This window comes from Pedobacter sp. MC2016-24 (assembly GCF_015223055.1).
In the GTDB taxonomy this organism is placed as follows: domain Bacteria; phylum Bacteroidota; class Bacteroidia; order Sphingobacteriales; family Sphingobacteriaceae; genus Pedobacter.
Genome location: NZ_JADFBX010000001.1, coordinates 1,278,205 through 1,290,546, shown reverse-complemented (window position 1 = coordinate 1,290,546; position 12,342 = coordinate 1,278,205). Strand labels below are relative to the sequence as shown.

At 35.1% G+C, this 12,342-nt stretch carries 14 protein-coding genes and 1 pseudogene; 13 read left to right on the top strand and 2 right to left on the bottom strand.

From position 1 onward, the window contains the following. From IM797_RS05600 to IM797_RS05580, 5 genes are all read left to right on the top strand, one after another. A partial coding sequence (locus IM797_RS05600; protein ID WP_228098720.1) for a terminase small subunit occupies positions 1–356 on the top strand: 356 nt, incomplete at its 5' end. Next, positions 357–1,655: a phage terminase large subunit gene (locus IM797_RS05595; protein ID WP_194126092.1), complete on the top strand. Its 1,299-nt coding sequence runs from the start codon at positions 357–359 to the stop codon at positions 1,653–1,655. It begins immediately after the preceding gene. Between the two features lie 66 nt (positions 1,656–1,721). Next, positions 1,722–3,083, top strand: a complete 1,362-nt coding sequence (locus tag IM797_RS05590; protein ID WP_194126091.1) for a phage portal protein — start codon at positions 1,722–1,724, stop codon at positions 3,081–3,083. A 19-nt stretch (positions 3,084–3,102) separates the two neighbouring features. Then, complete coding sequence (locus tag IM797_RS05585) at positions 3,103–4,764, top strand: phage minor head protein (RefSeq protein ID WP_194126090.1); 1,662 nt, start codon at positions 3,103–3,105, stop codon at positions 4,762–4,764. Positions 4,765–4,781: 17 nt separating this feature from the next. Continuing rightward, on the top strand, positions 4,782–5,027 hold the full coding sequence (locus IM797_RS05580) for a hypothetical protein (RefSeq protein WP_194126089.1): 246 nt from the start codon (positions 4,782–4,784) through the stop codon (positions 5,025–5,027). Here the strand turns inward: IM797_RS05580 and IM797_RS05575 are convergent, their stop codons facing one another. After that, positions 5,028–5,678 (bottom strand): hypothetical protein, encoded by a 651-nt coding sequence (locus IM797_RS05575; RefSeq protein WP_194126088.1) that lies wholly within the window; start codon positions 5,676–5,678, stop codon positions 5,028–5,030. Beyond that, a complete protein-coding gene (locus IM797_RS05570) occupies positions 5,678–5,992 on the bottom strand; it encodes a hypothetical protein (protein WP_194126087.1) in 315 nt (104 codons plus the stop codon). The genes IM797_RS05575 and IM797_RS05570 overlap by 1 nt, the downstream gene beginning before the upstream one ends. 105 nt (positions 5,993–6,097) lie before the next feature. On the opposite strand from IM797_RS05570, the gene IM797_RS05565 reads away from it, so the two are divergent. The 8 genes and pseudogenes from IM797_RS05565 (at position 6,098) to IM797_RS05525 (ending at position 12,342) form a co-directional block, all read left to right on the top strand. After that, positions 6,098–6,850: an HK97 family phage prohead protease gene (locus IM797_RS05565; protein WP_194126086.1), complete on the top strand. Its 753-nt coding sequence runs from the start codon at positions 6,098–6,100 to the stop codon at positions 6,848–6,850. Positions 6,851–6,858: 8 nt separating this feature from the next. Beyond that, a pseudogene (locus tag IM797_RS05560) lies at positions 6,859–7,953 on the top strand (phage major capsid protein). Between the two features lie 70 nt (positions 7,954–8,023). Next, entirely contained in the window at positions 8,024–8,296 is a 273-nt protein-coding gene (locus tag IM797_RS05550; RefSeq protein WP_194126084.1) for a head-tail connector protein, read from the top strand. After that, a complete protein-coding gene (locus tag IM797_RS05545; RefSeq protein ID WP_194126083.1) occupies positions 8,296–8,670 on the top strand; it encodes a hypothetical protein in 375 nt (124 codons plus the stop codon). The genes IM797_RS05550 and IM797_RS05545 overlap by 1 nt, the downstream gene beginning before the upstream one ends. 2 nt (positions 8,671–8,672) lie before the next feature. After that, complete coding sequence (locus IM797_RS05540) at positions 8,673–8,870, top strand: hypothetical protein (protein WP_194126082.1); 198 nt, start codon at positions 8,673–8,675, stop codon at positions 8,868–8,870. Further along, positions 8,867–9,145, top strand: a complete 279-nt coding sequence (locus tag IM797_RS05535; protein WP_194126081.1) for a hypothetical protein — start codon at positions 8,867–8,869, stop codon at positions 9,143–9,145. The genes IM797_RS05540 and IM797_RS05535 overlap by 4 nt, the downstream gene beginning before the upstream one ends. Continuing rightward, positions 9,146–11,227, top strand: a complete 2,082-nt coding sequence (locus tag IM797_RS05530; RefSeq protein ID WP_194126080.1) for a CotH kinase family protein — start codon at positions 9,146–9,148, stop codon at positions 11,225–11,227. A 29-nt stretch (positions 11,228–11,256) separates the two neighbouring features. Beyond that, on the top strand, positions 11,257–12,342 hold the full coding sequence (locus tag IM797_RS05525; RefSeq protein WP_194126079.1) for a hypothetical protein: 1,086 nt from the start codon (positions 11,257–11,259) through the stop codon (positions 12,340–12,342).

Below are 12,342 nucleotides of genomic sequence, written 5' to 3'. Positions count from 1 at the left end.
CAAAGGATATAGTTTTAGATCATTTAGATGAGATTTTCAATGATGTAGAAGGTAATAAGATTGTATATCTGGGCATTGCTTTAGCTAATCTTGGGCTGTACAATAGCATCTGGACTGATTGGATAGCAAAATTTGATGGGGATAAGATCGTTTCCCAAGCTATAAAAAGGATTGAAGCCAAAATTGAAGCTAACCTACTTTCACAAGCATTAACCAACCAGGTTAACAGTGCTATTGCAATATTCGTTCTGAAAAACAAGTACAAATGGAGCGATAGACAGGAGATAGATCATACCACTCAAGGTGACAAAATCACTTGGAATGAGGTGAAAACTTATAGAAAGGATTCTGAATAATTGAATCTTACAATTAAACAAACCATTGCATTAGACCTGTTAGAAGATAATGTTACCACTGAATTAGTTTTTGGTGGTGGTGCAGGTAGTGCAAAGTCATTTCTTGGATGTTATTGGGTATTGAAAAACTGCTTAAAATATAAAGGTAGTAGATACCTGATAGGTAGGTCAAAATTAAAAAGCCTTAAAGAAACCACATTAAACAGCTTATTCGATGTGTGTAAATTACAGGGATTATTACCTAGTGAGCATTTTAACTACAATCAACAATCAGGAGTAATCAGGTTTTTCAATGGATCTGAAATCATACTTAAAGACTTATTCACCTATCCATCAGATCCAAATTTTGATTCATTAGGTTCATTGGAGATTACAGGTGCATTCATTGATGAATGTAACCAGATCAGCGAGAAAGCGTGGTTGATAGTGAAGTCACGTATCAGGTATAAATTAGATGAATTCGGTATCATTCCAAAGATTCTAGGTACTTGTAACCCCTCTAAAAATTGGGTTTACAGTGAGTTTTATAAGAAACAAAATGATGGCTCAATTGAGTCATATAAGCGGTTTGTACAGGCTCTTGTAACAGATAATCCTTACATATCACAGCATTATATTGATTCATTACATACCCTAGATCAGGCATCTAAGCAAAGATTATTGTTTGGAAATTGGGATTATGATAATGACCCTTCAACACTGTTAAGTTTTGATCAAATACTGGATCTATTCAATAATACCCACATACCACCAGACAATTCTAAGAAAGCAATTACAGCAGATATTGCTATGCAGGGTGCTGATAAGATGGTGTTAACCTACTGGTCTGGTTTAATTGCAGAGAATATTAAAGTAATTCCTAAATCTGATGGTAAAGAAGTCATTGATGCAATTGAATCAATGGCGAACACCTATGGAGTACCTAAATCCAGAATTGTATATGATGCTGATGGCGTTGGTTCATTCGTTGGTGGATTCTTACAAGGTGCAAAAGCATTCAACAATGGGGCTAAAGCACTTAATAACGAAAATTATAAAAATCTTAAAACTCAATGCATCTACAAATGGTGTGACAGGGCGAAAGAAGGTGGTTATTACATCAAAGATCAGCGATACAAGCAAGACATAATACTTGAATTGGAGCAGTTGAAACGGTGTAATATGGATAATGACACAGGGAAATTAGAGGTAGTATCTAAGGATATCATCAAATCAATCATAGGGCATTCACCCGATTTCAGTGACAGTTTAATAATGCGTGAATTTTTGGAATTGAAACAACCGTTCTTTTTTGTTTAAAGGGACTATTTATAAAATATACCCTGTTGAATCAGGGATAATAACAAAAGAATAAAACAATGAGCAGTGGGATTTTTAGACTACTTTTTTTACACCAACAATAAACAAGCACCTGAACCAGTACAGGCAAAGGCACAAACAGCACCAATAGTATATCCATTGATAGGTACGGGTGGGGTTAACTGGTTTTCGGACAATAGTACTCAGTACATCACTAATGGGTATACCTCTAATCCAGTAATATATAGTATAGTAAAGCAAATATCCGATAAGATTGCAGCAGTGCCATTTTATCTATATACGATTGAAAAGGATAAGCACAAAGATTTTAAAAGGTATAAGTCTTTCAGCAGCAGTAATAACCTGATGAGTGCGGAAGCATTTAAATGCAAATCTACATCAATGAAGGAGGTAGATAGTCACCCGATAATGAGCATTTTGGATCAACCAAATCCAAATCAGGGGTGGTCTGATTTTGTAAAGGAAGTTGTGGGCTATAAACTTGTAACAGGTAATAGCTACATATATGGTGCAATGCCAGAATTTGGTGTAAATAAGGATAAAATTATATCCCTTACAGCATTACCTGCTCAATTAATGAATATTGTAAGTAACAATAATCAGGTTGAATATTATAATTTAATTGGTAATAATCAGAGGCTAGAAAAGGAAAATGTTTTGCACCTGAAATACTGGAACCCTGACTTTTCAAGCTCTCAAAATGTATATGGTATGAGTCCATTAAGGGCAGGACTTAAAGTAATGTCATTGAATAATGAGGCATATAATACGCAGGGTGCCGTAATGGCTAATAGAGGTGCTTATGGTATGCTATCTGCTACGGGATCAGAAAGCCCAGAGCAATTGCAACAATTAAAGGACAGGTTCAAAAACGCTGAGACTGGAGAGATAATGATTGTGGCCAGCGAACTAAAATGGACTCAATTTGGTCAACCTAGTGATGAATTACAAATCCTTGAATCAATGGGTTTAAACTTACGTGACCTATGTAATTTGTATGGTTTTCCTTCTTTATTGTTAGGTGATGATACGCAGAAAACGTATTCCAATTATGAACAGGCCGTAAAATCAATGGTATTCAATACAGTTGTACCACTGATTACCGAGCTAAGGGACAATTTAAATAAATGGTTAGTACCTGCTTATAGTAAAGCTGATGGTAAACAGTATTTTATTGACTTTGATATATCTGTTCTCCCTGAATTGGCTACTGATATGGATAAGCTGATAGCACAATTGGCACAGCAATATTGGTTAACACCTAATGAGAAGCGTGCAGCAGTTAAATATGGTACACTACCAGATCCTGCAATGGATAAGGTGTATATGCCACAAGGATTAGTACCTATTGACGAATTATCAATACAAATAGATACAGGTAAACAAGATTTATCCGATTATCAATAAGCTTTAATACTGAATTCGGATGAATCATAAACAGTATTATAGGCAATATAATGCCCTTATTAAAAAATACGAAAGATTATCATATCAGATAATTTTACGTGGTTTTAAGTCTATTTATGCAAATGCTGCAAAAGAGTACTTAAATAATCCATCTATTCCAATTGATCTATTAGTTAATGAATCGGATACATTGGATATTCTGATTGGTATATATAATAGTATAGGTATAGCAACAGCTAAGATGGTTGCATCATCATTACCAAAGCAAAAGCATTCATCATTCATATTACAGACTAAAGCCAAAAAGCCAAAGCAGTATGTCCCAACACCAGAACCTGCACCAGATCATATCAATTATTGGAAACAAGAATTTCTAAGATTCACTCAATCAAAAGATTGTGCTAAAAAAGTAAGTGGTGTTACCAAGACCACCAAAGATCAGATCCGCCAGGTAATGGAGCAATCAGTAAATGAACAGTTGAGTCATAAGCAGGTTGCCACTCTAATAATGCAAAAGGCTGATGCCATCGACACTAAAAAGAGAGCATTGCTCATTGCCCGTACTGAAAATGCAGTAGGATCTAACCTTGGTGCTGTTTACGCTGCCAAATCGAGTGGTTTAGTGCTATATAAAAAGTGGATTGCAAGAAGTGGCGATAACCGAACTAGAGATGCACACGCAGGTATGGTGGATTCTGCTCCGATCCCAATGGATCAACCATTTATAGTGGGTGGTGAAAAGATGATGCAACCTGGGGATTCAAGTCTAGGAGCCAAAGCACATAATATTTGTAATTGCAGGTGTACTGTTGGGTTCATTCCTGCATCTGAAGTGGTACAACAAGGTGTTAACAATCCAACACCAGTAAAAAAACCTGTTAAACTTAAGCCAGTAAAACAGCCCATTTTAATTGAAGATTTAAATGTGTTTAAAGCTGTTGATACAGTAAAAGATGGTATTCAATATGCTGTGGATAATGGGTTTACAAAGGAAGCGAACTATAATTGGATCAAGGATGTTAATGTGGTTAATGAAGTAAATAAGACACTATTTGACCTTAAAAAGCAATATGGATTAAGACCCTTATCAATAATTGGTAATAGCCCAAAGTCAGCTAGAGCATTAATGAGTGCCAATTTTCAGGGATTAAGTGTTAATCATTCCATTTTTAAAACTATGAAGACAGCTAACGCTGCATATCAAAAGTATGAGGTTGGATATAGAGATATAATTGCTAAAAACATTGAAATATTAAAGGGCAGACCACAAATCTATTCAACGCAGAAGCAGTTGGCTCAAATGTATGAGCAACAGAAATATAGCAGGTTCACAGTGCATTACAGTGAAGAAAGCTTCATTTCTGATACAGTAATCCACGAATACGGGCATATAATGAATGACCAGCTGACAGGGGGGATTAATGGGATTAGAGGTGTTAACAAGAAAATGTTAGGTGCTAATGGTCAATTAAATGATTTGGCAAAGGATTTGAATAAAGAAGCGTATCGTAATTATATTAAAGCAAAAAGTAATGGCGATATTTACAAGGTAAGTTATTACGGATCAACAAGTAAAGAGGAGTTCTTTGCTGAAACCTTTTTGATGTATACTAAGAAAGACCCTGATCTACCTAGTTATATTGTAGAATTTTTTGATCGATATTTTGCTTTAACTAATTAATGAAGGTATTTATAAATATGGAACAAGATAAAAATACCAGATACTGTAGTAAATGCCTTCATTTTAATGGAGATGATAACACGTGCGCAGCATTTCCTGATGGTATACCAGATCAATTGTTATCTGGTAAGATTAAACATGTAAGTAAATTCCCTGAACAAATTGGAAAAGATGTCTTTGTTGATGCGTACCAATATTGGACAGATCAGGGGTTAACTATGCACCCTATGATGGGGGTTGATGATTTCGAGGTAGAGGATTAACTACCTGCTCTGCATCTTTTTAAGAGTTTCGTAATATGGTGACAATCTTTTCTCTCCCTCAACTTCTACCATTTTCCTTACTTGGGTACTGGATACATTAATAATGTAAGTTTTTCTGCATTTTGGACAGGTGTAAGCCAATTCGCTGAGGTTTAGATCCATAATTTCATTTTCACATTCTAATTTGGGGCAGCAAGGCACAATCTTTTTTACCTCATAATCTTGAATAAGATCATTTAATATCCATTCCCACCTCCAAATATAGTCTCCAAATTTGGCAGCTTTATATTCCAGTTTCCTATTTAATGCAGATTTTGTTTGCAATTGATAGTAGTTGTCAACGTGAATTATTGGGGTTTTATCATCAGATTTTTGATCCCGATCTCCAAACAGTAGTCTAATTATAAATACTAGTATTGAGATTGTAAATATAAAGGTGAAAATCCACCATAGTTTAATTGGGTAATTGACCAGTGAAAGAAGGCTTTCAACTATAAAACTCTTCCATTCGTTAAAAGTGGATAGGATTTCTGTTTTAGTATACCAATCATAAAATACTTTGATGAGTCCAAGAATGGCCGCAAGAATTAAACCGCCAACAACATTAGAATAAGGGGGTGTTTTCCACCATTTACTTTTCTCTGAGGACATTAATTTTCAATTATATTTTTTAGTGATTCTAAATACTCTATTTGTTCTTTAAACGGACAGAAATGTAATTCCTTTCCAAATTTTTGAAAACTGAAATTAATGGCTTCAATATTTAGGTAACAGAAATCATTGGGATATTTTAGCTTAAAGGAACCATAGTATTCTTCATTTAATCCATTACCATTAATGGTGAAATCTCCTTCATCTAGGTTGGTGAACTTGAAATTGAATTTTAAACTTCTATCGGAACTGTTTTTTAAGTCTTTTAAGTAATTGCGATAATAATCAGCGGTATTGTTTTCTATTTTTTCCATTTGGACTGAACATTAATTTAATCAAAGATAAAACTAATAATATTAAGTTTTCTATTTCATCAAATCTCCATCAGCCAGCTATTTATCTGAAACGCACAGATATAAATGGCAAAAAAGTTACAACACAAATCATTTGAATTTTCAAACTTACAGGTAGATACAGAAAGTAGAACCATATCAGGTTATGCCAGTGTCTTCAATGTAGTTGATGCTGACGGTGATTTAATTTCTAAAGGTGCATTCTCCAAAACGCTATCTGAAAACAAAGCCCGCATAGTACACCTGTATCAACACAATCCTGTTCAATTGTTAGGTAGGCCAACAATGCTTATTGAAGATGAAAAGGGCTTGTATTTTGAAACCACAATTGCTAATACCCAACTAGGTGATGAAGTACTAGAGTTATACCGTAACGGCACGATAAAAGAGCATTCAATCGGTTTTCAAACAGTTAAAAGTACCAATAGAGGTACATACAATGAGATTTCAGAGGTGAAATTATTTGAATTTAGCTCGGTTACGTGGGGTTCAAATTCACAAGCTCAGTTTACTGGATTCAAAGGCCAGTTTACATCAGATTCAATAGTTGAAAACTGCGATAAAATTATGAAAATGTTGAAATCAGAGGTCACCAATGACACTATTGATCAACTTAACATATTTCTAAATCAAATTAAAACCACGCACCTACACTTAACCGAAAAGTCAGTTACTGAGGATTCAGACCCGTTGGAAGACAGTCAGGACACAGATAACCCGATGGTAATAGAAGAAGTTGTTGAGGTAAAAAACAACGATTTAGAATTAATTCAATCCTTCATTAAAGGATATAAAAACGAAAAATTAACAATCTCCTAAACACACAAATGGAATTAAACATTAAAAATGAATTGGAAGCCTTAGGTGCTACCATCAAAAACGACTTAGAAAAGTCAAATACTGAATTAAAATCAGAAGTTAAAACTCAATTAGATGCTGTACAAGCTCAATTTGATCAATTAACTGCAAAAAATGCTGATATCACTGCTAAGGGATTAACATTTGGAGAAGAATTAAAGACTCAATTATCAAGTACTAACGCTGATTTATTATCTAAAGGTTTCAAATTCGAAATCAAAGCGGCTTTAAAACCACAAGCTGATATCAATCCTGAATACAGAGCAGGTATTACTGGTTACGCTAACCGTAAAGTAAATGCAAGACAATTATTTGCAGTTGGTTCAACTTCAAGTGATGCTGTAAAGTTCGTACAAGAATCAGGATACACTCAAAATGCAGGTATCAAAGCAGAAGGTGTAAAAGCAGGTGAATCTAGCTTTGGAATTAAGCAAGAGACTGCTTTAGTTAAAACTATTGCAACTTATATCGTAATCTCTAAAGAGATGTTGAATGATGTTGATGGTATGGCAAGCTATATTTCCAACAGAGTTCCTGCCAAATTAGCAGAGGTTGAAGATCAAGAATTATTGTTTGGAACAGGAGATATTAAAGGTGTAGGTACAACTGCAATGCCTTTTTCAGGTTCAACTGTAACATTAGGTACTGGTGCAACAGTAAACGAATATGACGTATTGCGTACTGGTATCAATATGGTAGCATTGGCTAACTATTCTGCAACAGCAATTTTAGTTCACCCATAAGACAAGACTAAACTAGAATTAACTAAAGACGCAAACGGTGGATACTTATTCCAATCTGGAAATATGTCAGTTGCTGGTGTGCCAGTGGTTGAATCTACTGCTATTGCTGAAGGTAAATTCTTGTTGGGTGATTTCCGCTTAGGTGCTGAGATCAAAGAAAGAGCTGGAGTAACATTAAACTACTACGCACAGGATGCTGACAACGTTCAAAAAGGTTTAATTACCGTTGGAATCGAAGAAAGAATTGCATTACCTGTATATCACAAAGGTGCATTCGTATCTGGTGACTTCGTATCAGCTAAAGCAAAATTAAAATCTTAATCACTGATCTGATTATTATACTCAATGAAGGTGGTGGAAATATCCATCACCTTTTTTTATATACTGAAAAATGGAACTGGAATTAGTTAAAGAATACCTAAATATACACGCCACAAATACCACTGAGGACGTTTTAATTCAATTATTATTGGATGCTGCGGTACTACAAGCTGCAAGGATAACGGATGAAACAAACGCCTTAATTGACCTTGCTTTGTTGAAAGATATTGCATCAAATTATATGCATCGTGAAAACTATCTGGATGGTAAAAATGCTGGTCTGGTATTGTCTAATGGCACTATTTCAATCTTGAATCAATACAGGAAGGTTGTAATACTCTAATGAGATCAGCAGTAAAATACAGTCAGCTGATTGAGTTTTGGAAGGTTAATAAGGTTTCCAATGGCCAAGGTGGCTCATATAGTAGCTACACGTTAGATTTTGCTGATTACGCATATGTAGTGACTAAGGATGAAAGCAAAACACTACAAGAAGGACAATTAATCCTGGAGGGATTTTATGAGATTTATTTGAGGTATAGATTAGATATTTCAATCCTTAAATCTCATCAAATTAAGCTTAAAAGCAAGAATTTGACTATTCATTCAATAGTTAATGTGGACGAATTAAATAAAGAATATAAGCTGATTGCATCAGAATCAGATAACAATACAGAGGTTTTTATTAATGGAAACCCATATGAAAATTACGGTTAATAATGCAAGTTACTTATAAAGATAAGATCCAGTTAAGAGATTACTATGAACATTTATGGAATTCACAGGATGCCAATATGATCAAAGAAGCTGTTAATAGTAAGGCTGATTTAGATCTGGTGTATGAGCTGATTGAAAATGTTAAGATTGAGGATTTTGAATACGTTCAACCTACTCCAGAAGGAGAATTAAAGATATGAAGAAAGTAATTATTAGTAAAAATCTAAACCTCTCTTTTTTATCTAAAACAGAAGGAACAGAGGGTGTAATCATTATAAAACAGGATTCCATTGGAGGTCACCAGATCACCTTGGCAGAGGGTAATATTGGAGACGTTTTACTTAATCCTGAAGCTCATACAGCTACAATTCTTACCTATTACATTGATGATGAGTTAACCTACTGGCAAACGTCATATTCACCAGAAGATAGCAATAATGCATTACCCTATACACTACCCTTTACACTTAGATAAATGGCAAAAATATTATTTAACGACAAACAATCTGGTCATCAGGTTACCGCAAGTAACGTAAATGAGATCAAAACTGTTGTCAATACAAATGCTGATGATACAGTGGCAAGATTTGTTGCCAACGAAACACTGGCTACACAGCGTCAATCAACGTTATCTGCAGATTTAAGCAGAACGATACTAGGTGAAAACTTAGGTGTTGCTGTACCTGCAACAATTCCTGTTTCTAGTCCGAAAACTGGTCAGTATTATGATGCAACAGCAGGTACATATATCAACTTTTCAGCTACGGGTTTAGTTGTACCTGCTACTGTTGGAAATAGAAAAGTAACTAATGCTAAGTTGGTCTGGTCTGGAAAGAAATGGGGTGTTACCTATATCTTACTGACAGCTGGTGAAGGTGGTGGATCAGGCGGTGCTAGTAGCTTCACAGATTTAGAAGATGCACCGAATTATATCAAAGCTAACTCAATCCTATTGGGTAATGACGATGCTAGTGCATTAGTTTTCTCTGATGTTGAGTTGTTTGAAGCTGATTACAACTTCAGAGAAATGAAGGTTGATGAAAATGGCATTGTTCTGTGGGGAATACGGGAAGATGGAAGTGTATACCAACCAAAAGGTTTACCTGAAGAGGTAAAAACACAGGTTTTATCAAAGGTGTTTTCAAGCCTTGATCTTTCAGAATCAGATGATTATTTATTTGAAACAGTAACTTTAGATGCCAATGGCTACATTCTTTTTGGTATACGTACAGATGGTTCGTTTTATCAACCAAAGGGAATACCGTCCGAGGTCAAAGAATACATTAAAACTAATAGTTCTTCTGGTGGTATCCTTAACATTGGGACAAGTATCACTGTACCATTGCCAAGGCAAATTGCAAGATTGGAATTTACCAATGTGCCTGAGTACTATGCAATGAGTGCTACTGTACCTTCAAGAGTAGGTATCACCTATAATGATTTTGATGGTAACAGTTTCACAAAACAAGCAGATATCACATATCAGGGGCAGTTTACTGCAACACTTCCAAAGAAAAATTTTACGATGGATATGTTCAATGAAGATGGTTCATCTTGTAAAATGACCTTTGGTGATTGGCCTGCACTAGATTCATTTCAATTAAAGGCTGATTATTCAGATAGTACCCACATTAGAAATTTACTGTCATCAAATATTTATGAGAGCATAATTAACACAAGGCCATTTGGCAGCAGAAATATGTGGGAAGTACCATTTAGTAAAACTAATTCGACACTGAATCAAAGGTTTTTTACTGGTGCAAAGGGATGTATTGATGGTTTTTATGTCGAATTGTATATGGATGGTGCATATATAGGTTTGCACAATTTCAACCTGAAAAAACACAGGGATAACTATAATATGACCTCTTCTAATAAGAAGCATATTTTATTGGATTGTGGAATGTATAACCCTGATGCGTGGCCTACAACCTTTACTGGATTACCAGACTGGGAAATAAGGAATCCGAAATATACCACCACTGACCCACCCGCAGAATGTGTGACTTCAATTAATCGATTATTTGCGTGGATTAATACAGATGGTGGTACAACTTGGAAGACAGAAGCACCTTCATACCTTAACATCAATAGGACTATAGATTATTTCATCCATATGCAAATTGTTGATAATTGGGATGGAAGGGGTAGGAATTTTATTCTGGGAACGATGGACAACCTTACTTGGTGGTTTCATCCGTATGATATGGACAATACTTTTGGTGCTTATTCTGGATCGGGGAGCCCGATCCAAGATGCTGACAATCATATTAACAGTAACCAATTTTGGGTAAAATTTAGGAACGCTTTTCAATTAGAAATTAACGCAAGATATGCTGAGTTGATGACAAAAAATATAATTACAACAAAGGCAGTTGAAGATATGATTGCAAAGAGAAGCAAAATGATACCTTATGCAGCCTACAAGAAAGAATTCGACAAATGGCCTGATGTATATGGTAATACCGTTGGATTCTATGGTTCACCTATGCAAATGATTGCCTGGTACAGAAAGAGAATTGTGTATATGAATACCTATTTCGCATACGCAGGATAAAATAAAATTAAATAAATCAATAATAATATATGCCAACATTAATTACAAAATATAGGTCAGCAGTAACCGATACAACAGGGTTGCTAAGAATGAATGAAGTTAAATTCACACTAGAACAGATGAATTCTAATACATCAGGGAGATTAAAAGTAAATCTTCCTATGGAACGCACAGGTACAATTACGCTTAATTTAACAGGTGGTGCTTCGATTTTCGAAAAGCAAGTAGCGGGTGAGTGGGTTGCAGCTGGTACAAATATTAGCATAGACATTACAGTCCAGGATACATCACAATATTTCAGGATTAAAGTCTTAGGGATTTCAACCCTTACAGTTGGAAATACTGAATTTATCAAGTATTGGGGTATTGATGCATCTTTTTTGAATATGAATAATGGTGGTAGTCTTTTTGGATTTGATAATTACGGGGATAATGCACCTAACATCACGACAGATTTAAGTGCTTTTTTTACTAAAATAAACACGTTTAGCTATAATGGAAGTAAACTTTTAAATCTTAATCAGTTCAAAAATTCACGCCTTGAACATTTAGCAATCGGTAATGCTACCGCAATAACTGACTTAGTTACCAACGATAATTTTCCAAATTTGAAGAAATTTGTGGTTTCAAGTACGTTTAAAACGGCTAACCCAATTTCGAAATTGCCAGTAAGTTTAGCTCATTTGGAGATTAACAATAGCAATTTATCGGGGGATTTTTCAATTTTTAAAAATGCTTCTACGCCACTTGTTTTTGTGCGGGTGATGTCTCCACTTTTAACATTAACTAATCTATCCAACCTTCCACGTTCAACCAACACCAATATTGGTTTAGAGGCGTTTTTTAATGATTATAACGGTGGTACTTGGAAAAACTGCACTTACACAGGTGGGTTCAATTGGCCTAATAATATGAATAGGCTTGTATTAGGGGGATTTGTATTAAATGCTGCTTCAATGGATATTTTGCTAAATGAATTGGCCGCAATTAACTGGTTTGGAGATGGTAGAAAGTTATCTATCCAAGGTCGCAGAACCTCAGCAAGTGATGCTGCAATAACACAGTTGCAAGAAAAAGAAGTACTTGTCACTATTTTGACTAAAGACCAAGTTTAA

Excerpts from the sequence above, each read along its gene's own strand:
- IM797_RS05585 (WP_194126090.1), top strand. The coding sequence starts at position 3,103 with ATGAATCATAAACAGTATTATAGGCAATATAATGCCCTTATTAAAAAA.
- IM797_RS05580 (WP_194126089.1), top strand. The coding sequence starts at position 4,782 with ATGGAACAAGATAAAAATACCAGATACTGTAGTAAATGCCTTCATTTT.
- IM797_RS05575 (WP_194126088.1), bottom strand. The coding sequence starts at position 5,678 with ATGTCCTCAGAGAAAAGTAAATGGTGGAAAACACCCCCTTATTCTAAT.
- IM797_RS05570 (WP_194126087.1), bottom strand. The coding sequence starts at position 5,992 with ATGGAAAAAATAGAAAACAATACCGCTGATTATTATCGCAATTACTTA.
- IM797_RS05565 (WP_194126086.1), top strand. The coding sequence starts at position 6,098 with ATGGCAAAAAAGTTACAACACAAATCATTTGAATTTTCAAACTTACAG.
- IM797_RS05550 (WP_194126084.1), top strand. The coding sequence starts at position 8,024 with ATGGAACTGGAATTAGTTAAAGAATACCTAAATATACACGCCACAAAT.
- IM797_RS05545 (WP_194126083.1), top strand. The coding sequence starts at position 8,296 with ATGAGATCAGCAGTAAAATACAGTCAGCTGATTGAGTTTTGGAAGGTT.
- IM797_RS05540 (WP_194126082.1), top strand. The coding sequence starts at position 8,673 with ATGCAAGTTACTTATAAAGATAAGATCCAGTTAAGAGATTACTATGAA.
- IM797_RS05535 (WP_194126081.1), top strand. The coding sequence starts at position 8,867 with ATGAAGAAAGTAATTATTAGTAAAAATCTAAACCTCTCTTTTTTATCT.
- IM797_RS05530 (WP_194126080.1), top strand. The coding sequence starts at position 9,146 with ATGGCAAAAATATTATTTAACGACAAACAATCTGGTCATCAGGTTACC.
- IM797_RS05525 (WP_194126079.1), top strand. The coding sequence starts at position 11,257 with ATGCCAACATTAATTACAAAATATAGGTCAGCAGTAACCGATACAACA.